This is a genomic window from Streptococcus sp. 400_SSPC, assembly GCF_001072745.1.
In the GTDB taxonomy this organism is placed as follows: Bacteria; Bacillota; Bacilli; order Lactobacillales; family Streptococcaceae; genus Streptococcus; species Streptococcus xiaochunlingii.
On sequence record NZ_JVIQ01000046.1, the window covers coordinates 1 to 20834 of the forward strand.

Sequence of the window (20834 nt, forward strand, 5' to 3'; positions counted from 1 at the left end):
GACTACAACTTCAACTACCACAACAACTGAAGAGCCGACTACAACTTCAACTACCACAACAACCAAAGAAGATACAACCACTTCAACCACTACAGGCGAAACAACTACAACTACAACTACTACAAGTGAAGAACCGACTACAACTTCAACGACTACTCCAACACCAACTCCGTCATCTTCAACAACTGAAGGTACCGGCGACGGCAAAGGTCGTAAGAAAGTTCTCCCAAGTACAGGTGAAGTCGCAGCTACTGGATTCATTGTCCTAGGAGCAATTGTTCTATCAGGTGCTATCTTATTGAAACGTAAACTTTCAAATCAATAAACCTGACTAAATCGAAACCTCTAGCTAATGGCTAGAGGTTTTTTGTCTTCTAAAACAACATTCCTACTGGCAACAGCATCTTCCTAGCAGGTCGTAAGGAGATTCAAGATGGACCTATTTAGATATTTTTCTAAATAGAGTTGACAAAATAATAGTGGAGTTGTACAATCTATTTAGAAAGATATCTAAATAGATTAGAGGAGATAGAGAATGAATTTTGCGCAAACATTTAAAGCTTTATCAAATCCGATAAGAAGAAGTATCTTAGAACTGCTAAAGGCGGGGAAATTATCTGCTGGTGATATCGTTGGCCACTTTGATGTAGCAGGACCGACCATTTCCCATCATTTAAGTATTCTCAAGCAGGCGGATTTAATTCGAGAAGAAAAAGAAAAGAATTTTATCTACTATGAACTCAATACTTCTGTCTTAGAAGATTTAATGGTCTGGCTCGTTGATTTGAAAGGAGATTCTACTGATGAAAATGAATAAAAAACTATTACTATTAACTTCTATTGTGATACTTTTCCCCATACTTTGGGGAGTGATGATTTGGTCGCAGCTGCCTAACCAAATCCCCATTCACTTCAACTTTGCAGGTCAGGCCAATAGCTTCTCATCGAAACTACTGGCTGTGATTGGTCTTCCTATTTTCCTTCTCTTGGTGCATCTGTTTGTGATTTTCGTAACCTCACGCGATCCTAAGAATCAAACTATGAATGAGAAAATGGGAAAAGTGATCTACTGGTTGACTCCAATCGTTTCCTTAAGTCTTTCCTATCTCATCTATAGTAAGGCGCTAGGCTCTACGACCAATCCTTCTATTTTTGTTTCTGCTTTGCTAGGTCTCATCTTTGTCATGATGGGCAATTATATGCCTAAGCTAAAAGTAAATCACACGGTTGGAATCCGCCTCCCTTGGACCTTACAGAGTGAAGATAACTGGCACAAAACCCATCGCTTGGCAGGAAAGTTGTGGGTCCTCGGAGGTTTGATCCTTCTACTTGACGCAGGCCTTCATTTCGCGCTTTCTTATGTGTTGGTGCTGGTCATCCTCGCCATTGTTCCCATTCCAATCCTGTATTCTTATCAAATAAGTCGGAAAAGTCGTTAGTATAACAAACGTAAAAACCAGTGGAAATCCGTGTTAGGGTAACTTCTACTGGTTTTTATAGTGCTTGATTTTATCGTTTTCTTAGCCAAAGCAAATTGAAAAAAGAACGCACTTATCGCGTATTGAATCGAACCAAGTGATGCCTAGTTTTGAGTTGATGGAGCATAGCAGGTTGGCATATATTTCGAAGAATTTCGATATATATGCCATTCTTACCACCACTCAGATAGAGAAGAAGTTATCTTATTAGCAGAAGGTAACAATGGTTACCAATCAAATGATAAATTATTGGAACTGAAGAATCAGAGTGTAGCTTAATTTTAAAATTTGGATTTAATAAAGAACACAGGATTTTAAAAAGGGAATTGGAATTTATGATTAAATAAAATATCCTAACAGTCCTATTAGTAAGAAAATAGTATTTTTTGATGGAATCAACGGATTCATCACTTGACCCTTCTATTAACAAGTTGTACACTATGAATATATGTCACAGTGTAGAGGTTATTAATATGAAGAGAGATATGGATTTATGTCGTTTAATACTTTTTAAAATTGAGAATGATTATAAATCAACTGCGTTGTTTAATTTAAAAATTGACGGATACGATATGGAGACCGTAACCTACCATTGCAATTTGTTGTTTGAAGCGGGGTTAATAAAAAGCTATGAACCAATTTATGCTAGTAATAGAATCTATCATTTTAGTGTTGGTGCTTTGACTTGGGAGGGGCATGATTTTCTAGATAAAATAAGAGAAAATACCATGTGGAATAGGACTAAGAATAGTATCAAAGAAAATGCTCTGCCTTTGACTTTGGAAGTAATTAAAAGTATAGCAACCAGTTTTATAAATGATCGGCTAGGTAAATAATTAGATGGCTCTTTATAAGAATAACAAATTTCCCCATTTCAAACAAACTATTTAAAATTTTTTGAAATTAATAAGCAATCAAAATCTTCTAAATGTTGATATAAAGCTATTTTTAGTCCAATTGAAACTCATACTTTCCAAACCAGGTCTTAAGAAAGCTCGTAAAGCATCACAATTATCAAAACGTTAATCAACACGCTTATATCAACGTTTACAGACATTTAAGAAATTTCTCTTGGATGTCTTTTTTTGTCTAGCTAAATTTTACAAATTGGGCAATTTAGGTTACTCAATAATATAAAAAAGATAAAAATTTAAAGTTCGAATTTTAATTTTAAAAAAAGTAATTATTATTGAATATCTGTTCAAACATTCTTTCTTTTCTAAGGTTAATATAAATATATATACTTTAAAAAAGGAAGTCAAACATCTTGCTCATAGATTTTTTGCATTTTTAAAAAATACATTTTGTCATATAATAATGTGGAAAATTGACGGATTCCTTAAACAATCATATAATATGAATATGTAAACCCTTACATACTATTCTACTTATACTTGATAAAATGCAAGTCCTTGAGGATCTATAAATATATAGACACTCTTCTATTTATAAAGTGAAATAAAGAATCACGGAGAAAGTTTATGGATATTAAAGAGACATTCAACCAGCTAGACAATACAAAATTTAATGATTTCAATAATCGCCTTGAAGGTTTTGAGAAACTTTTTAAAGACAAATATTATTTTACCCATCCCGAAGATTTTAGCTCAATCTTTAGCATTTTGGTAAAGTATGGAAAAAGTACAAGTAAATATATTTTATCGAAAGGAGAGATATATGAGTGAAATAGTTATTAATGCTCAGAATTTATCTAAAAATTTTTATAATTTTGATTCAAGACTCCCATTTATCAAGAGATTTTTGAAACGTAATCAAATAACGATTCGAGCTGTTCAAGATATTAGTTTTACGATTAAGAGAGGGAGTATAGTTGGCTTTATTGGGAGTAATGGAGCTGGTAAATCCACAACGATTAAAATGTTGACTGGGACTCTTTATCCTAGTTCCGGAAAATTAGAAGTGAATGGAGAAATTCCATTTAAAAGAAGTATAAATTTTAGAAAAAAAATTTCAATAGTAGTAGGAAATAAATTACAGTTATTTCAAGATGTTTCGGCTATAGATTATTTTCAATTGATTGGTACTTTATATGAGGTAGAACCGGCGATTTTACAAGAACGAATTCAGGAGTTAAGCAATTTGTTGAATGTAAAAGATCAGCTTTACCAGCAGGTCCGGACCCTCTCTCTTGGACAAAAAATGAAAATGGAGTTTATCGCGGCATCTTTAACAAGTCCGGAAATATTATTTTTAGACGAGCCTACTATAGGGTTAGATATACAGTCTAAAAAAGATATCAGAACATTTTTAAAGAAAATGAATGAAGAATGTCATACTACTATTATTTTAACGAGTCATGATATGGATGATATTTCGTCTGTTTGTGACGAATTAATCGTCATTGACAAAGGAAAAATTATTTTGCAGGAGTCAATGGATGTTATTTTATCTAAATTTTCTGATTTTAAATATTTAAAGATAAAAATGACATTAGATTTGGTACCAGAGTTATGCTCTGTTAAAGGAGTAGTAGTCATTTCTCAAACAAAATCGGAATGTATACTAAAAATACCTAGAGATTTTGTCTTTGAGACATTAGAATCAATCAATAAGCTTGTAGATATAGAAGATTTTGAAATATCAAATCTTTCTTTAGAAGAAATTATTTTACAAAACTATTTTACAAAAAAGGAGCACAATTGAAAAAAGAAATGTCTATTATTCTGATATCATTTCGATCTATTTTGAACTATAAATCAAGTGTACTATTGTTAATGTTACAGGCAAGTATACAAATTATGATATCAGTATTTTTATGGACGTATATATATCAGAGTAACCAGATAAATATAGCAGGATATGATTTTACCTCAATGGTTCAATACTATTTGGGGACTATAATTTTTTCATATTTTGTTTTTTATCCAGTTGATTGGGAAATCAATGACGATGTTCATTCAGGAAATTTTTTTAGCATATTAATAAAACCTGTTACTTTTTATAAGTATTATTTTTGTAAAATGCTTGGAGATAGGCTTGCTCATTTATTATTTATCATCATTCCTGTCATTTTATTCTCCAGTGTTTATTACAAGAATGAGTTATTAACCATTGAAATTCTTATTTTAGGAAGTATTGCAATTATTCTATCTATGGTTCTATGGTTTTTAATATCATGTTGTGTAGGTATGCTTTCTTTTTGGTTAGAAAATATATTTTTTGTCCTTACTGTTAAAGAAATAGTAATTCAGTTTTTATCAGGAATATTATTGCCTTTAAGTTTTTTTTCAAATAATTTTCGTCTGTTTTTAGATGTATTACCTTTTAAATACTTAGTATATGAACCGCTTCAGATGTTTAGTAATGATACATATAAATTAATAGACTATTTGAGAATTATTTGTATTCAATTGATTTGGTGCATCATTTTTTATATTATATCAAGATTCATATTGAGAAAAGGAGTGGAGCACTTCTCAAATGTGGGAGGATAAAATGTTTAGAATAAAAGTAATTTTTAGGCTACTTCATTTTGGTTTTAAATCTGATATGAATTTTCATTTTGACTTCTTTTGTGGTCTATTTTCGTCGATACTGTGGATTGGTTTACCTATTGTATTTTTTAGATTGATTTTCTTAAACATAGACTCTTTTAATGGTTGGGACTATTATCAAATTTTATTTTTGGTAGGTTCCTACACTATTGTAGATGGAGTTATGATGGGATTGTTAATTAGAAGTATGGGAATTTTAGAATCAGATATTTTGAGTGGTAACTTGGATCAAATTTTATTGAGGCCGTTTGATACTCAGTTGTTCTATATTTTTAGATCATTTAATTTAGTTCAATTCGTGAATACTTTTTTTGGTCTTGCGATTATTTTTATAAGTTATGGAAATTTAAATGTACATTTAAATTCATTAAAAATATTATTTTATATCCTTTCTTTAATGTGTGGTTGTATTATATATTATTCAATTTGGTTTCTAATAACGATTAGTTCATTTTGGTTCCCAACTAAATTTTCAAAAGTAGATGTATTTTTGAATTATATTGGAATTTCTAAGTATCCATATAATATTTTTACAGGTATTAACAGATTGATCACTATGTTATTTGTTCCCAATTTATTAATTGCCAATCCTGCAGTATTAATATTTTTAGGGAAAGATACATTGAACCTATTTTTCTATCAAATAGTTTTTACAGTTTTTTTGATTATTATCAGTCGTACAATTTTTAGAAAAGGATTGAAAAAATATGAAAGTGCAGGAAGATAAACAATGTTGTTCAGTTATATGTTTGACTAAAGGAAGTGATTCGCTGTACTTTGTTTTGTGGTCATTGAAACATCAGATAATTATAAACTATAATTTAAAGAATAGTATTATTAACTTATAGGTGCTAAGAAAAAAATTAAAGAAATTCCCTCATTCAATCAAACTTATTCATATTTTTTAAAATAAGAAAATAGTTGGATTTTGATGATGGTTGATATAAAGCTAAACTGAAAGTACCTGAAATCCAACTGTGCCAAACCAGGCTTGAAAAAGGCCCGTAAAGCGTCACAATTTAGTAAACGTTAAAACTTATTTACATTTATTAAAAGCATTTCGTATCAAAAATACGAGATGCTTTTTTCTAGCTTAATTTTACAAATTGGATTTTGAAGGACACCATGGACCTATTTTCAAGTTGATAACGACTACAAATTTGTTCTGGAGACCATGAAGATTGTAATCGCTCTTTAATTTCCTACTTCAATTCACAGGAGTCTAACTCGATTTTCTTCCCTTCTGCTTCGCCAATTGTTCATTGTGTGTTTGTGCTGCTTGTGCAGAGTAAGTGTCATTACCACACTTAATTCTCTTGAGAAGGTTGATTTGTGAACGCCTAATTTTCTAGCTATTTGGCAGGGTTTGAGACCTAATTCTAGGTAAGTCTCTATCTTAATTCGCTCAATTATGGTAATATGATGGTAGCTTATAGATTTCTCCCGTGTTCTGTTTAGTGTGGTTACTTACAGTTTACACGAGATTGGGCTCTATGAGTTTTTTGTTGCACTATATTTTACCATTTATCAAATATAAAAAAGTAAGCTCAGAAAATCTCTGATCTTATTCTCATATCTCTCCAAACAACTTCCGTAAAATTTTCGGTGTGATACGTTGTCCTGGCCCTACGTAAGTATAGGCGTGCAGGTACATGGCAGGATTGAAGTTGAGTTCGATACAGGTGCAATTTGGTAGCTCCTTACTAGCAGGCTTGGTGTAGTCTGGGATAATCAAATCGACTCCACAGGCCCAAGCCCCCATAGCAGTCGCCATATCGGCAGCTAGTTGTTTGTAACTCTCGCCCATCTGGTCAGTCATGTCAATGGAGTCGCCTCCAGTTGAGATATTAGAATTACCACGCAGAAAGGTTTGGCTACCTTTAGGCAAGACTGTATCAGGTGTGTAACCCTGCTGTTCCAACATGAGTAATTCAATATCACCCAGATTGATGATTTCAAGAGGTGAGCGATGGTCGCGACCACGCAGAGGGTCTTGGTTTTTCTTTTCGACTAATTCTCGGATGCTTGAGCTTCCGTCGCCTACGACATTGGCCGCAACGCGGAGCACGACAGCCTCGCATTTTCCATCCAAGATAAAGAAACGGTACTCGGTCCCTGCCACAAACTCCTCGACTAGCACATGGCTATCTTCCGAAAAGGCGATGTCTAGGGCTTTTTCATAGCCAGAAAGGCTTGTTGACTCTTGGAAGATGGAAATGCCCAGACCGAAGTTGGTGGATTTGGGTTTGACAACAATAGCAGAGTTGGCTATTTGTCCGTAGTACCGCAAGGCATCGTCCTTGTTAGCAAATTCTGCTCCCGCAGGTACTGGAAAACCAGCCTTGTCCAAAATCTTTTTGGTCACAACCTTATTAGCCATGGCCAGTGGAATTACGTAGTTATCTTTGGATGTCATGTTGCTATTTTTAATGTACTCCACATGGTCACCATGCCAGAGTTTGAGAAATTGGTCTTCCTCATCTAAAATTTCTACGTTCAAGCCCAGCTGAATGGCGTCAAAGAGAATCATTTGGGTGGAGAGTTCCATGTTTTCATAGCCTTTGAGGGCATAAGGTGCTGTCCAAGCATAGTCATGAAAGGCTTGTCCTTGTTGTTGGCCAAATTTTTCAAGGGACCCTTCTTCAACCTGCTCTGCTATTTTTCCAGAAAGGGTCAAACGTGGATCAAGAAGAGAGGCCTCCACCTTAGTGATAAGCTGGCTATAATAGTCATCCAGTCCAAAGTGAGCGACGATGTCCTTCATGGCTGTCACGATAGGTTTAGGGTCAGCCTCTTTAGGAAGTGGTGTGTGGGGATGGCTGAGAGCGATTTGGTTGTTGAGAGTAGCAGCTACTGCCAATTCTTCGTCGACTTGCTCCATGTCGTCTAGCCACAAGAGTGCGAGTGCAAAGAGGTGGGTGGTGTCTAGTGTTTCTTGGCTGATTGCCAGTGGCTCAAAGGGGTTGAGGTCAAAGTTGCGGAACTCTAGATAGGAGATGCCCTTAGTCAAAAAGTCCCGGCTAGTCTTAGCACCGCGTAAACGGATGGCAGAGTAAAATTCTTTTTCAGAGGACAGTTGCCCAGATCCAACAGCGTTTTCGATGTCGGTCACGTATTGCTCCAGTGAAGAGAAGGAAATGTGAACATCGGGGGCATTGACATAGCCGTAGTTGGAGTTACGAATCGACCGCACGCAACCAATTTCATCTGTCAAAAACCCTTTTTCTGCTAGCGGGCTTGCTCCGTAAAGGTAGGTCAAGAGCCAGCGATAACACAAGAAGTTCTGAGCTAACTTGAGATAGAGGGCATTCTTGAAGGTCAGTAAATCGTCATAGTCACTGACTTCAAAGAGCTGCTGGGTCAGATCTTTGCCGAGTTCAAAATTATAGTGAATTCCAGATATGGACTGGAGCAATTTGCCGTAGCGTTCTGCCAAACCAACTCGGTATTGATACTCGTAGTCACTTTCCAACTGGGCAATCTGAATCTCTTCTTCTACAATCACAGGTGGCATGGATAAAGGCCAAAGATATTCTGACTTATCCATTGAGCGAATAGCCACATCGGTGATGGCCCCGAGGAAGCGACGAGCTTCCGTGGTCGACTGTGCTACCGGTGTAATGAGCTCTAGTTGAGGTTCGCTATAATCTGTCTGGATATAGGGATGGAAACTGCGAGAACCCAATTTTTCAGGGTGTGGCGTTTGAGCGACACGGCCTTCAGTATTGATTCGTAGAGATTCGCGCTCCAGACCAAAGGTAGCTTGTAAGATGGGAGTATTTGGGGATAATTTTTGAAATACGTTTGATAGGTTCATGATTGGGCCTCGAAATAACTAGTTTCTCTATTATTTTATCAGTTTGTTAAATAAACTCAACTTTCTGCTACGGAGATGGAGAAGGAAATGCTCGGACGAATTGACTATTTACTTGCATTAAATATAAGCAAAAGCATTAGTAGAAGTATTGAAACTACACCTAATAGTTTTTTCCCCACACTCAATCTCTCATTTCTGTCTTTTTTTCGTAGACAGTTATAAAGTCGATCAGAATAAACCTTGTAAGTGTATAAGTTAATTCTTACAGACCTAAACTATTCCCCTATTTAAAAAATAATGATTCATATTTTATGAAATTAATTAGTAGATATAGTTCTGAAAAGCCGTTATATTACGCTGTTTTTAGTCCAACTGAAATCCATACTTTCCAAACCAGGTCATACGATCTGTGAGAAAAAGAACACATAACAAAAAGAGGAGCTTCACAATAAAGTTCCTCTTCTTTTATATATCCGAATCATTATTCTTATTTCAAAAAAGGTAGTGAAAAAGGTAGTGATTCGGTTGATTTATATTGCAATGTAGTGAAATTTAGAATTTCAAGAATCGCTTAAAATCAAGGTTTCTAACATCTATTGACGTGTAGTGAACCCCTATTTCACCTCTGTAAACACAACGTGTTTGCGAAGTTTTGGTGAGTATTTCTTCAATTGAAGACGGTCTGGAGTGTTACGTTTGTTTTTAGAAGTAAGGTACAAGCGTTCACCAGATTCTTTGTGTTCAAGTGTAATATTTACGCGCATGGTATCTCCCTTCTATTATTCAGCTGATGCAGCTTTAGCGATCTTACGTCCTTTGTAGTATCCTTTAAGTGATACACGGTGTGAACGTGAGTAATCTCCAGTTGCTTCGTCAAAGTTTACAGATGGAGCTGTTACTTTGTAGTGCGTACGACGTTTGTTTTTCTTCGCTTTTGATGTGCGACGTGCAGGTACTGCCATTTCGTTTTTCTCCTTTTAAGGTATAAATTCAATTAGGTTTGATTTTCATCAACTTTAACAGTATAACAAAACTTTTTTGTAAAGTAAAGTTACTTGACAAAAAATTGTTAAAAAAATCTCCCACCCCATCAAATGGGACAGGAGTTCTCCTTAAAGGTCTATTTCAAATGGCTCATCAATCGTTTCCGAAACGTATTTGCCATCCTTTTTTCGTTGTTTGACACATTCTGTCAGCAGGTACTCGATCTGCCCATTGACCGATCGAAAGTCATCTTCTGCCCATGATGCGATAGCAGCATATAACTTGGCTGACAATCTAAGTGGAATCTGTTTTTTCTTTTGGTCAGCCATTCTTAATAGAGACTTCCCGTATTAACAATTGGTTGTGCATCATGATTGCCACAGAGAACGACAAGAAGGTTCGAAACCATGGCTGCCTTCCGTTCTTCATCTAGCTCTACAATTTCTCCTTCGCTCAGGCGTTCAAGGGCCATTTCAACCATCCCAACTGCTCCGTCGACAATCATCTTCCGCGCATCGATAATGGCAGAAGCTTGTTGGCGTTGAAGCATGACAGCTGCGATTTCTGGAGCATAGGCCAAGTAGGTAATACGAGCTTCTAGAATTTCAAGCCCAGCATCTTTTACACGTGCTTGAATCTCTTCTCGAATACGACTGGCCACAATTTCACTGGAGCCTCTTAGGCTACCCTCATCTGCCTGGCCGTCTCCTGTCGTATCGACATTAGGAGCTACATCATAAGGATAGATGCGGACAATATTACGAAGAGCACTATCACACTGCAACGAGAGATATTCTTTGTAGTTATCCACATTGAAGACTGCTTTAGCAGTATCCACTACACGCCAAGTGACTGCAATACCGATTTCTACAGGATTTCCCAAACAGTCATTAATCTTCTGACGAGAGTTGTTCAAGGTCATCACTTTTAAGGAAATATTCTTTTTACCTGTCTCGATAGAAATACTGTTACCTTCTGCTGTTTTACTGACAGACATGGGTGACTTGGTGGTGACATCACCACTTTGGCCCAAGCGGGTGTTATTGGCAGGATTGACAGCGACACAGAAGGGATTGACAAAGTAAATACCCGCTTCTCGAATGGTTCCAATATAGTTCCCAAACAAGGTCAAAACCAAGGCCTCTTGCGGTTTAATAATTTTGATCCCCGCATAGCACACCAGACTAGCAATAAAGAGAAAAATACAGGTAATAACTGCAATCGCAAGTGGAAAACCTTCTGGTAGACTAGCAATTGCACTAATAAAGGCTAAAACTAAGACAAGATCCCCAACTAGCAAGCCTATAAGGGCAGCTAAGCCGTTTTTCTTTTGGGTTAAAATTTTTTCTTCCATGGGACAAACCCTTCTTTCTTTGTGATATCTAAATGATATCACTTTGCTTACAAAAGTCAAGATATAACTGTAAATTATTTTAGCAAGAAACCGAGCAAGCTGAATTGTCTGAAAATTCAAGAATTTTCTTCTGTCGTTGGGCCGTAAATTGTGCTATAATAATAAAAAATACGATGAGAGGGAATCAGATGACAGAATTAGATACACGCCATCGCAGTAGTGTCTACGACAGCATGGTCAAGTCCCCTAACCGGGCCATGCTTCGGGCAACTGGGATGACAGATGAAAACTTTGAAAAACCAATCGTAGGGGTAATCTCTACTTGGGCTGAAAACACGCCTTGTAACATGCACCTGCATGATTTTGGGAAACTAGCCAAAGAAGGCGTCAAAGATGCGGGAGCTTGGCCAGTCCAATTCGGAACCATTACGGTTGCCGATGGGATTGCTATGGGAACGCCTGGGATGCGCTTCTCCTTGACTTCTCGTGATATCATTGCGGACTCTATCGAAGCGGCCATGGGTGGTCACAACGTCGATGCCTTTGTAGCCATCGGCGGTTGTGATAAGAACATGCCTGGTTCGATGATTGCCATTGCCAATATGGATATCCCTGCGATTTTTGCCTATGGTGGTACCATTGCACCGGGTAATCTGAATGGCAAGGATATCGACTTGGTTTCTGTTTTCGAAGGGATCGGGAAATGGAACCATGGTGATATGACTGCTGAAGAAGTGAAGCAACTGGAATGTAATGCCTGCCCTGGCCCTGGTGGCTGTGGGGGTATGTATACGGCCAACACCATGGCGACAGCGATCGAGGTTCTTGGGATGAGCTTGCCAGGTTCCTCTTCTCACCCTGCTGAATCAGCTGATAAAAAAGCCGATATCGAAGAAGCAGGTCGTGCAGTTGTGAAAATGCTTGAAATGGGACTAAAACCATCTGACATCTTGACCCGTGAAGCCTTTGAAGATGCGATTACAGTGACCATGGCACTGGGTGGCTCCACCAATGCGACCCTTCACTTGCTTGCGATCGCTCATGCGGCCAATGTGGATTTGACCCTTGAAGACTTCAACGATTTCCAAGAGCGCGTGCCTCACTTGGCTGACTTAAAACCATCAGGTCAATACGTCTTCCAAGACCTTTACAATGTCGGTGGTGTGCCAGCCGTCATGAAATACCTTCTTAAGAATGGTTTCCTTCATGGGGATCGCATCACATGTACTGGTAAAACAGTAGCTGAGAACTTGGAAGCCTTTGCTGATTTGACACCAGGTCAAAAAGTCATCATGCCACTTGAAAATCCAAAACGTGCGGATGGTCCATTGATCATCTTGAAAGGGAACTTGGCTCCAGAAGGGGCGGTTGCCAAAGTATCAGGTGTGAAAGTTCGTAACATCACTGGTCCTGCTAAGGTATTTGACTCGGAAGAAGCTGCCATTGAAGCGGTTCTTTCGGATGAGATCGTGGATGGCGACGTTGTTGTTGTTCGTTTCGTAGGTCCGAAGGGTGGTCCTGGTATGCCAGAAATGCTGTCCTTGTCATCCATGATCGTTGGGAAAGGCCAAGGAGATAAGGTGGCCCTCTTGACAGACGGACGCTTCTCTGGTGGTACTTACGGCCTCGTTGTTGGACACATCGCGCCTGAAGCTCAGGTCGGCGGTCCAATCGCCTACCTCCACACAGGGGACCTGGTGACAGTTGACCAAGATACCAAAGAAATCACCATGCATGTCTCAGACGAAGAGTTAGCCAAACGGAAGGCTGAAACAACTCTACCACCACTGTATAGTCGTGGGGTTCTGGGTAAGTATGCCCACACGGTATCCTCTGCTTCACGCGGTGCCGTGACCGACTTCTGGAATATGGAACAGTCTGGTAAACAATAAGATATGAAAAAACTCACTTTACGAATTTGTAAAGTGAGTTTTATTGATTTATCGCGGAGGAAGGCCAAGTGCAATACGCCCATAACGGCTGATCCGTGTAATTTTCCAGGCGGGCGACCAGGTTACTTCTACTTTGACGTCTTCAATACCGTCAATTTCTTTTAGGCGAGCGACGATTTCAACAGGCAAACTTTCCGCACAGTCACAAGCGGTATCGGTAAAGGTCATGACTACCTTGCAAGTCCCTTCCTCATCCAGATCCAACTCATAAATCAAACCAAGGTTGTAGACGTCCAATTCAACATCGGTATCAAACACAAGCTCTAACTTTTCAATCAATTGTTTCTCCAGTGCTAGGGCACGGTCGTTAATCTTGATATCCTCTCTCATCTCGCTATCCTTTCCCTCCTTTAATGAAGACTATTTTCTCACAATTCTGACAATAATGCAAGTTCACCTAGAATGAGATTGAATGACAGCTACAAATCAAACCATCCGTCTTAAGACTGATTTAAAATTACAGGAACTTATCTTAAGTTTTCTTTAAGTTTTCCGATTTATACTAGTACCATCAAATGAAGACCTCCTAACTTTGTTTGATAGAAAATCCTAAACTTTTTCATAATAATCTCCCATAAAGGCCACCAAATCAGGTGGCTTTTTTCTATGTACCTTGGCGAACGTTAGTGAGCTTAGGTACATTGATGCAGTTCGAACGCTAGTGAGAACTACGTTCCTTATTTTTTTACGAGCATCAGCGAGTTTAGGTACGTTGACGCAGTTTGAGCGGAGATAACTAGACTCCTATAAAAAGGATGTGTGAAGAAAGTTTTAAAACCTTCAAAAATTTTTTTCAGCTCTATCTTTCTATTATTTCCTATATTTGTAGGCGAAATAGCTATTTTACGGGCTTTGTCCCCCGATAATTCCTTTTGCCTCCTCCAAGTTCTTGTGCTATAATGATACGGATACTGTTCATTTTAACAAGGAGGCGCATTATGAAACAAAACCATTCACGTTTTCTCATTCCAGGGATCCTTTTACTAGGAGTGGTCTTGCGGGCCCCATTTACGACCCTCTCCACTGTCTTATCAGATATTGCTGCTAGCTTTGGTGTCGAGGTGAGTTCTCTTGGCCTCTTGACGAGTCTACCCCTCCTAACATTCGCTATTTTCTCTCCTTTTGCTACTAGCTGGGCGAGACGCTTTGGGATTGAGCGACTCTTTCTCGGAGTCTTGATCCTGATGACGATTGGATCTGCTCTACGCACCATCAATCTGCCTCTCCTCTATGTGGGAACTCTTTTGATTGGTGCTGCTATTGCCTTTATCAATGTCCTTCTACCAAGCTTGATCCAAGCTAATGAACCAAAACGTCTTGGCTTCTTAACAACCCTTTATATCACTGCAATGGGCTTGTCTACTGCGGTAGCTTCTTCTGTCGCTGTTCCTATCACTCAAGCCACCTCTTGGCAAGGTCTGATTTGGGTGCTGACAGTTGTCTGTACGCTTGCACTTGTGATCTGGCTCCCCAATGCTCGTCATAATCATTATTTGAAAAAAAGCTCTTCTTCTAATGAAAATAAGACTAGTTGGTATAAGAATGGCAAGGTTTGGGCCATCATGCTTTTCTGTGGTCTCCAGTCTCTCTTATTCTATACCACGATGACCTGGCTTCCTACTATGGCAACCCAAGCCGGCATCAGTCAAGCCAATGCAGGAATTTTAGCATCTGTATTCACCCTGATGAGTCTTCCTTTCTCTATGATCATTCCAAGTCTCACTACCAGCCTTTCTAAACGAAACCGTCGCATCATGCTGATAACGACTGTTTTAGCTGGTTTTACTGGAATTGCCATGCTGTTACTGAAAACAGACAACTTCATTTACTGGTTGATCCTGAATATCTTAATCGGAAGTTTTACGAGTATCTTATTCCCTTACCTCATGGTCACCTTCTCCATGAAGTCTAGCTCTCCCGAGAAAACTGCTCAGCTCTCAGGACTAGCTCAAACAGGAGGATACGTCTTTGCTGCACTTGGGCCTATCTTATTTGGTTCAAGCCAACAAATCTTCCACTCTTGGACACCCGGGATTCTTATTCTTCTTGTTGTTGCTTTGTTTATGAGTATGGCTCTCTATCAAGTTGAAAAATCTGATATCATCCTTTAATCCGCTAGGTCCCATTGAGCAATGGGATCTATTTTTATACAAAAAAATCAGGAATATCCTGATTCTTTGCTATATCTTAATTATTCGTAAAATGATACGTGTACGTGGTCGTAATGATTTTCTGTTACGCTACCACGGTCTGGCATTTCATTCCAAGTGTTTGCTGGTCCATAAATATTATTTACTGGAGCATAGAAACGTTGTTTCCAGATGATGTAAGAAATTCCATTTTCTTGCATGTGATCGATTGCATATTGAGCTACTCGATCACCAATCTCTGAACTTTCTGGAACCATAACGTCGACCGCAAGACCTTTACCGTGATCTTCTGGGTCACCAGGACGGTAACCACCGATATCAGTCAAGCCAAGTTCATTAATCACTTGTTCTTTGAATTTAATTGTTTGAGGTCGAAGACCTTCATTTGAAGTTGGAGTTGCTGTTGAAGGAGTTGCAGCTGTCGTATCAACAACTGGTGCTGGTGCACCATATTGTGGTGTTGAAGCAACCGCAGTAACTTCTGGTTCTGCTGGAACTTCTACGACTGGAGCTGGTTCAGCTACTGGAGTCGCTGGGGCTTCCTCAACAACTGGTGCTTCTGCAGGAGCCGCTACTTCAGCTGGCGCTGCAGCAGGTTGCGCAGGTGCTTCTTCAACAACTGGTGCTGGCGCTTCCTCTGCTACTGGAGCTGCTGGTGCAGGTGTTTCAGCTGGCGCTTCTGGAGTTGGCAAGCTTTCTGATACTTGGTCTGCCACTGCTGCTACAACTGCAGGTGCTTGAGGGAGTTCTACAGCTTGGTTGCTTTCATCTGCTACTGGTTTTGTCAAATCACCTACTGCAACAGTTTGGTTGTCCACTTTGATTTGGTTGTTTGTCAAATCAGCAGAAGTTGTCACAGTTGCGTCTGCATTACCTGCTGTAGGAGTTTGGATTTCTACACCTGTCACTTGGTTTTGATCATTGACAGTTGTTGTCAAGACAGTTCCTGGGAAAATCAAATCAATGTTGCTGATTTGGTTCAAGTTTGCCAAAACAGTTACGTCAACATTCAAAGCTTCCGCAATCGTGCTTAGGGTATCTCCATACTTGATTGTGTAGGTTTGTTTGTTTTCTGAAGTTGAAATATCTGCACGAATTTCATCTACAGAACGGGCAACCCAGTCCCCATTTGATTCTGCTTTACCAGTTGTAAATGGCAAGACCGCCATAGCAACAGTAGAAGCGATCAAAGCTTTTTTATTTACTTTCTTCATACGTTCTTTCCTCGTTTTCTTATTATCGGAGATTTATCTCCAGACAGATACATTTAATATTCTACCACATTTTTTGTCTTTAAAATGGCTCTTCTTTTCTTTTAATCTAACTGACCCTAATTTGTAACATTAGTCCTTTCTTGTTACAATCTCTTAATAATTAACGACAGTTAGTACTATTTGGATAATCAAACAAATTCATTGTATCAGAAGCCTTTGAGAGTCCTGAACGAAGGGATTTTAGAAGATTTTTCAGTTGAATAGAGGCTAAAAAACACCCCAAGTTCGTGTCCTGTAGACATCACTTGAGGTGCTGTTTTAACGGCTTTGTATCTTATTAATTGAACACGCCCTAAATGCTGTGTGTAAAACGCAAACTGTAATAGTACTAACTTCAAAGGCACAGTAGCTGATTGGATTTTTCTCTCGCTTTAAGAGCTCGGAAAAATCCTAATCAGCCTTGTGGGGGCAGGACAACGAAGCATTCTATACAACAGTGCTTCTGTCCTGCTCCCTATTTTCCTTTGAGTTGCTTAACGGCTTTGTATTTTATTTGACCTTCATCATTCGGACCAGGTTGGCGCGTTCGGCTTCTTCGAGTTTCATTTCGATATAGTAGATGGTTTCCTTGAGATCGGGGATGGTCGCATATTCCAATCCATTGACCCGACGGCGTGTCTTTTCGATCTCATCGGCCATGAGCTGACAAGTTTTTTCAATCTCTGCCAGGCGCAACAGGTCTGGAAGGAGCTCTTCCATTTCTTGAATGGTGTTGTCCATCTGGCTATTGGAAGCCACATAGCTGTAGACCACGTCTCCCTCATCGTCTCCATATGGATTGTCAATATGGGCATGCATCTTGGGCACACGCACACTCATGATGTTCTCCGTCTCGATATGCAGGCTGACTTCCCGCGTCGGAACTGCAAAGATTTCCTGGACCATGAGGTCGTTTTCCAGACATTTGGCCAGGACAAACTCTTGCATATTGCCAATGAGAGCTGCCTCAACCTTCTGACGGAGGCGGTCATTTTCACGGACCGATTCGATGAAGCGTCGCATGAGCTCGTCTCGTTTGTCCTTGAGAAGTTTATGTCCTCTGGTTGCCGTTTTCAGACGCTCTTTGAGGGTGTTTAACTCCATCCGAGTGGGTTTGACATTTAATCGTGCCATCTGACTTCCTCCTTTCTACTCCTAGGCTTGTGCTTCCTGAGAAGTTTTTGGGAGGTATTCGTCAATCATGTCATCCTTAATCCGCTTGAGCTCTGTCCGTGGCAGGATAGCCAGCAATTCCCAACCTAGATCCAGACTTTCTTGAATGGTCCGATTGGTGGTAAAGCCTTGGTTGATGTACTCCTTCTCAAAGCGATCCGTAAATTTGACATAAAGTTTGTCGGTATCGGACAAGGCGGATTCTCCGAGCACCACGGCTAATTCTTTGGCTTGTTTCCCTTGGGCATAGGCCGCAAAGAGCTGGTTCATGGTCGCCGCATGGTCTTTCCGAGTCTTGCCTTCACCAGAACCCTTGTCCTTCAAACGGGAAAGGGATGGAAGAACATTGATCGGTGGGCGGTAACCACTATTGTAGAGATCGCGGGACAGAATAATCTGACCTTCTGTGATGTAGCCTGTCAAGTCAGGGATTGGGTGGGTGATGTCATCTTCTGGCATGGAGAGGATCGGAATTTGGGTCACAGATCCTTTCTTTCCAACCAAGCGTCCTGCACGTTCATAGAGGGTTGAAAGGTTAGTATAAAGGTAACCTGGATAGCCCCGACGTCCTGGAACCTCCCGGCGGGCAGCAGAGACTTCCCGAAGGGCTTCACAGTAGTTGGTCATATCGGTCATGATAACCAAGACGTGCATGTCTTTTTCATAGGCCAAATATTCGGCAGCGGTCAAGGCGATCCGAGGAGTCGCAATCCGCTCGATAGCGGGGTCATTAGCTAGGTTGATAAAGAGAACAGAGCGGTCAATCGCACCTGTCTCCCGAAGGTCGTTCATAAAGAACTCGGCTTCTTCAAAGGTAATCCCCATAGCCGCAAAGACCACGGCGAAGTTTTCTTCCGAATTAAGCACCGTCGCTTGACGAGCAATCTGAGCAGCCAACTCCTTGTGAGGAAGACCAGAACCTGAGAAGACTGGAAGCTTTTGCCCCCGAACTAGGGTGTTCAAATGGTCAATGGCTGAGATCCCTGTCTGGATAAATTCATCCGGATAGTCCCGCGAAACAGGGTTAATGGCTTGCCCATCAATGTCCAAGTACTTCTCTGGGATAATCTCTGGACCACCATCGATCGGTTTGCCCATCCCGTTAAAGATGCGTCCCACCATGTCTTCAGACACTGGGAGTTCTAGGGGACGTCCCGTAAAGCGGACTTTGGCTTTTTCCAAGTTGATTCCGCTAGATCCTTCAAAGAGCTGGACCATGGCCTTATCTTCTTGGACTTCGAGGACTTGTCCCTGGCGAGTCGTTCCGTCATGAAGCTTGATTTCTACGAGTTCATTGTAGTGAACCCCTTCGACCTGATCGACAATCATCAAGGGGCCAACAACTTCGCTGACAGTACGGTATTCTTTAATCACGCTCATTGTCTACTCCTCCTTTTGCGACGATTTGGTGTAGGGTTTCTACGATTTCTTCTTTTAAAGCTTGTATGGTGGCCAACTGATCCTCATGGATGAACTTGCTCCGGGCAATGCGGTCCCGAAGATCTACAGTTCCTTCCATGATTTCTGTGAAGTAAGCTCCCAATTCCAACGCTTTTTGACTTTCTTGGTCAAAGGTCAAAATGTTGGTCAACAAGGCCACCTGCTTGCTGAAGGAAGTATAGGTATCGACCTCATCAAAGGCATTTTGTTGCAGGTAGTCTTCGCGGATCATCTTGGCCGCATTCATGGTCAAGCGGTCTTTCTCAGACAGGGAATCCAGACCAACCAAACGCACAATCTCCTGCAATTCACTCTCTTTTTGCAACAGGTTCATGGCGCGGGTCACTTTTTCTGCCCAGCTAATCTGCTCATGCTGATCGATATATTGGCCCACTTCATCTTGGTAAAGGGAATAAGAACTCAACCAGTTGATGGCTGGGAAATGGCGGCGTTGGGCCAACTGAGCATCTAGTCCCCAGAAAACCTTGACAATCCGCAAGGTATTTTGGGTCACCGGCTCTGAAATGTCTCCACCTGGAGGGGAAACGGCACCGATGGCGGTAATCGAACCTTCACGCGCAGTGGTTCCAAGTGTCTTAACCCGACCTGCGCGCTCGTAATATTCAGCAATCCGGCTACCAAGATAGGCTGGGTAGCCTTCATCCCCTGGCATTTCTTCTAGACGACCAGACATTTCACGGAGAGCTTCTGCCCAACGCGAAGTAGAGTCCGCCATGATGGCAACGGAATAGCCCATATCACGGAAGTATTCGGCAATAGTAATCCCTGTGTAGATGGAAGCTTCACGCGCCGCTACCGGCATGTTCGAAGTATTAGCGATCAGAACCGTCCGTTGCATGATGGATTGACCAGTCGTTGGATCGATCAATTCTGGAAACTCATTCAGAACATCCGTCATTTCATTTCCGCGTTCCCCACAACCAACGTAAATTACGATGTCTACATTGGCAAACTTGGCCACCTGGTGTTGCACAACTGTTTTTCCAGCTCCGAAAGGACCAGGAACAGCTGCAGCTCCACCCTTAGTCACTGGGAAGAAGGTATCGATGACCCGTTGACCGGTGACCAAAGGCTCTACTGGAATCAGTTTTTGTGCAAAGGGACGGCCTCGACGAACCGGCCATTTTTGCATCAGGGTCCCAGTAAAGAGGCTACCATCTGCCTGCTCGATCTCATAAACTGACTCTTCCACTGTGTAAGAACCTGCTGCGATCTTGGTCACACGTCCATTAACACCAAACGGTACCATGATACGGTGCTCCACCATATTGGTCTCTTGAACCGTACCGACGATGTCTCCGGCAACTACCTCTGTTCCTTCTGCCACACTTGGCTCGAAGGTCCATTTGGTGTCACGGTCTAGATTTGGAACTTGAACTCCACGTATAAGGAAGTCACTGGCTGTAACTTCTTGGAAGCGTTCCAAGGGACGTTGGATCCCGTCAAACATCTGAGAAATCAAACCTGGTCCCAACTCGACAGAAAGGGGAGCTCCGGTTGTTACCACTGGTTCACCTGGTCCTACTCCTGACGTTTCTTCATATACTTGGATAGAGGCTTCATCCCGCCGCATCTCAATAATTTCGCCAATCAAACCAAGATCGCCGACCCGGCAAATGTCTTGGATATTGGCCTCCTGCATCCCTGATGCGACCACCAAGGGACCGGAAACTTTAATAATTTTTCCTTGAGTCATG

General features: G+C 40.6%; 20 protein-coding genes and 1 pseudogene. 10 read left to right on the plus strand and 11 right to left on the minus strand.

Annotated features, from left to right (window positions below; translation table 11 throughout):
• From ADH49_RS05890 to ADH49_RS05925, 8 genes are all read left to right on the plus strand, one after another.
• Positions 1-325 (plus strand): LPXTG cell wall anchor domain-containing protein (locus ADH49_RS05890; RefSeq protein ID WP_048690679.1); only part of this gene is annotated, 325 nt, incomplete at its 5' end.
• A 210-nt stretch (positions 326-535) separates the two neighbouring features.
• Positions 536-817, plus strand: a complete 282-nt coding sequence (locus tag ADH49_RS05895) for an autorepressor SdpR family transcription factor (protein ID WP_048690681.1) — start codon at positions 536-538, stop codon at positions 815-817.
• Positions 810-1439, plus strand: a complete 630-nt coding sequence (locus ADH49_RS05900; RefSeq protein ID WP_260471317.1) for an SdpI family protein — start codon at positions 810-812, stop codon at positions 1437-1439. Before ADH49_RS05895 ends, ADH49_RS05900 begins: the two co-directional genes overlap by 8 nt.
• Positions 1440-1951: 512 nt before the next feature.
• Positions 1952-2314, plus strand: coding sequence for a DUF2513 domain-containing protein (locus ADH49_RS05905; RefSeq protein ID WP_048690686.1), 363 nt, complete (start codon positions 1952-1954; stop codon positions 2312-2314).
• 645 nt (positions 2315-2959) lie between these two features.
• Positions 2960-3163, plus strand: a complete 204-nt coding sequence (locus ADH49_RS05910; RefSeq protein ID WP_003010127.1) for a hypothetical protein — start codon at positions 2960-2962, stop codon at positions 3161-3163.
• Entirely contained in the window at positions 3156-4142 is a 987-nt protein-coding gene (locus ADH49_RS05915) for an ABC transporter ATP-binding protein (protein ID WP_048690691.1), read from the plus strand. The genes ADH49_RS05910 and ADH49_RS05915 overlap by 8 nt, the downstream gene beginning before the upstream one ends.
• Positions 4139-4933, plus strand: a complete 795-nt coding sequence (locus ADH49_RS05920; protein ID WP_003013825.1) for an ABC transporter permease — start codon at positions 4139-4141, stop codon at positions 4931-4933. The genes ADH49_RS05915 and ADH49_RS05920 overlap by 4 nt, the downstream gene beginning before the upstream one ends.
• A 1-nt stretch (position 4934) precedes the next feature.
• A complete protein-coding gene (locus ADH49_RS05925) occupies positions 4935-5720 on the plus strand; it encodes an ABC transporter permease (protein WP_003013947.1) in 786 nt (261 codons plus the stop codon).
• 385 nt (positions 5721-6105) lie between these two features.
• Here the strand turns inward: ADH49_RS05925 and ADH49_RS10450 are convergent.
• The 6 genes and pseudogenes from ADH49_RS10450 to ADH49_RS05950 form a co-directional block, all read right to left on the minus strand.
• A pseudogene (locus ADH49_RS10450) lies at positions 6106-6427 on the minus strand (transposase); the annotation flags it as partial.
• A 136-nt stretch (positions 6428-6563) separates the two neighbouring features.
• Positions 6564-8810 carry a bifunctional glutamate--cysteine ligase GshA/glutathione synthetase GshB gene (gshAB, locus tag ADH49_RS05930; RefSeq protein ID WP_045593546.1) on the minus strand — a complete coding sequence of 749 codons (2247 nt, stop codon included), beginning with the start codon at positions 8808-8810 and terminating at the stop codon, positions 6564-6566.
• Positions 8811-9424: 614 nt separating this feature from the next.
• The gene (gene rpmG, locus ADH49_RS05935; protein WP_001265622.1) at positions 9425-9574 is read right to left on the minus strand and encodes a 50S ribosomal protein L33; all 150 of its coding nucleotides are present in this window, start codon (positions 9572-9574) and stop codon (positions 9425-9427) included.
• 15 nt (positions 9575-9589) lie between these two features.
• Positions 9590-9772: a 50S ribosomal protein L32 gene (gene rpmF / locus ADH49_RS05940; protein WP_003009516.1), complete on the minus strand. Its 183-nt coding sequence runs from the start codon at positions 9770-9772 to the stop codon at positions 9590-9592.
• 150 nt (positions 9773-9922) lie between these two features.
• Positions 9923-10123 carry a PTS ascorbate transporter subunit IIC gene (locus ADH49_RS05945; protein WP_003011522.1) on the minus strand — a complete coding sequence of 67 codons (201 nt, stop codon included), beginning with the start codon at positions 10121-10123 and terminating at the stop codon, positions 9923-9925.
• A 2-nt stretch (positions 10124-10125) separates the two neighbouring features.
• Positions 10126-11148, minus strand: coding sequence for an SPFH domain-containing protein (locus tag ADH49_RS05950; RefSeq protein WP_048690698.1), 1023 nt, complete (start codon positions 11146-11148; stop codon positions 10126-10128).
• A 188-nt stretch (positions 11149-11336) separates the two neighbouring features.
• On the opposite strand from ADH49_RS05950, the gene ilvD reads away from it, so the two are divergent.
• On the plus strand, positions 11337-13040 hold the full coding sequence (gene ilvD / locus ADH49_RS05955; protein ID WP_006597056.1) for a dihydroxy-acid dehydratase: 1704 nt from the start codon (positions 11337-11339) through the stop codon (positions 13038-13040).
• Positions 13041-13088: 48 nt separating this feature from the next.
• Here the strand turns inward: ilvD and ADH49_RS05960 are convergent, their stop codons facing one another.
• Entirely contained in the window at positions 13089-13430 is a 342-nt protein-coding gene (locus tag ADH49_RS05960) for a metal-sulfur cluster assembly factor (RefSeq protein ID WP_048690700.1), read from the minus strand.
• A gap of 608 nt (positions 13431-14038) precedes the next feature.
• On the opposite strand from ADH49_RS05960, the gene ADH49_RS05965 reads away from it, so the two are divergent.
• On the plus strand, positions 14039-15211 hold the full coding sequence (locus tag ADH49_RS05965; RefSeq protein WP_048690702.1) for a CynX/NimT family MFS transporter: 1173 nt from the start codon (positions 14039-14041) through the stop codon (positions 15209-15211).
• Positions 15212-15291: 80 nt separating this feature from the next.
• On the opposite strand, the gene ADH49_RS05970 is transcribed toward ADH49_RS05965, so the two are convergent.
• From ADH49_RS05970 to ADH49_RS05985, 4 genes are all read right to left on the minus strand, one after another.
• Positions 15292-16464: a LysM peptidoglycan-binding domain-containing protein gene (locus tag ADH49_RS05970; protein WP_048690704.1), complete on the minus strand. Its 1173-nt coding sequence runs from the start codon at positions 16462-16464 to the stop codon at positions 15292-15294.
• 549 nt (positions 16465-17013) lie between these two features.
• Positions 17014-17637 (minus strand): V-type ATP synthase subunit D, encoded by a 624-nt coding sequence (locus ADH49_RS05975; RefSeq protein ID WP_023024951.1) that lies wholly within the window; start codon positions 17635-17637, stop codon positions 17014-17016.
• A gap of 21 nt (positions 17638-17658) precedes the next feature.
• Positions 17659-19056 (minus strand): V-type ATP synthase subunit B, encoded by a 1398-nt coding sequence (locus ADH49_RS05980; protein WP_048690706.1) that lies wholly within the window; start codon positions 19054-19056, stop codon positions 17659-17661.
• Positions 19043-20833 (minus strand): V-type ATP synthase subunit A, encoded by a 1791-nt coding sequence (locus ADH49_RS05985; protein WP_048690708.1) that lies wholly within the window; start codon positions 20831-20833, stop codon positions 19043-19045. Before ADH49_RS05985 ends, ADH49_RS05980 begins: the two co-directional genes overlap by 14 nt.
• Position 20834: the final 1 nt, after the last annotated feature.

Coding starts and splice junctions, on each gene's coding strand:
- ADH49_RS05980 (WP_048690706.1), bottom strand. CDS start 19,056: ATGAGCGTGATTAAAGAATACCGTACTGTCAGCGAAGTTGTTGGCCCC.
- ADH49_RS05950 (WP_048690698.1), bottom strand. CDS start 11,148: ATGGAAGAAAAAATTTTAACCCAAAAGAAAAACGGCTTAGCTGCCCTT.
- ADH49_RS05985 (WP_048690708.1), bottom strand. CDS start 20,833: ATGACTCAAGGAAAAATTATTAAAGTTTCCGGTCCCTTGGTGGTCGCA.
- ADH49_RS05975 (WP_023024951.1), bottom strand. CDS start 17,637: ATGGCACGATTAAATGTCAAACCCACTCGGATGGAGTTAAACACCCTC.
- ADH49_RS05895 (WP_048690681.1), top strand. CDS start 536: ATGAATTTTGCGCAAACATTTAAAGCTTTATCAAATCCGATAAGAAGA.
- rpmG (WP_001265622.1), bottom strand. CDS start 9,574: ATGCGCGTAAATATTACACTTGAACACAAAGAATCTGGTGAACGCTTG.
- ADH49_RS05965 (WP_048690702.1), top strand. CDS start 14,039: ATGAAACAAAACCATTCACGTTTTCTCATTCCAGGGATCCTTTTACTA.
- ilvD (WP_006597056.1), top strand. CDS start 11,337: ATGACAGAATTAGATACACGCCATCGCAGTAGTGTCTACGACAGCATG.
- rpmF (WP_003009516.1), bottom strand. CDS start 9,772: ATGGCAGTACCTGCACGTCGCACATCAAAAGCGAAGAAAAACAAACGT.
- ADH49_RS05925 (WP_003013947.1), top strand. CDS start 4,935: ATGTTTAGAATAAAAGTAATTTTTAGGCTACTTCATTTTGGTTTTAAA.
- ADH49_RS05900 (WP_260471317.1), top strand. CDS start 810: ATGAATAAAAAACTATTACTATTAACTTCTATTGTGATACTTTTCCCC.
- ADH49_RS05945 (WP_003011522.1), bottom strand. CDS start 10,123: ATGGCTGACCAAAAGAAAAAACAGATTCCACTTAGATTGTCAGCCAAG.
- ADH49_RS05910 (WP_003010127.1), top strand. CDS start 2,960: ATGGATATTAAAGAGACATTCAACCAGCTAGACAATACAAAATTTAAT.
- ADH49_RS05970 (WP_048690704.1), bottom strand. CDS start 16,464: ATGAAGAAAGTAAATAAAAAAGCTTTGATCGCTTCTACTGTTGCTATG.
- ADH49_RS05915 (WP_048690691.1), top strand. CDS start 3,156: ATGAGTGAAATAGTTATTAATGCTCAGAATTTATCTAAAAATTTTTAT.
- ADH49_RS05905 (WP_048690686.1), top strand. CDS start 1,952: ATGAAGAGAGATATGGATTTATGTCGTTTAATACTTTTTAAAATTGAG.
- ADH49_RS05960 (WP_048690700.1), bottom strand. CDS start 13,430: ATGAGAGAGGATATCAAGATTAACGACCGTGCCCTAGCACTGGAGAAA.
- gshAB (WP_045593546.1), bottom strand. CDS start 8,810: ATGAACCTATCAAACGTATTTCAAAAATTATCCCCAAATACTCCCATC.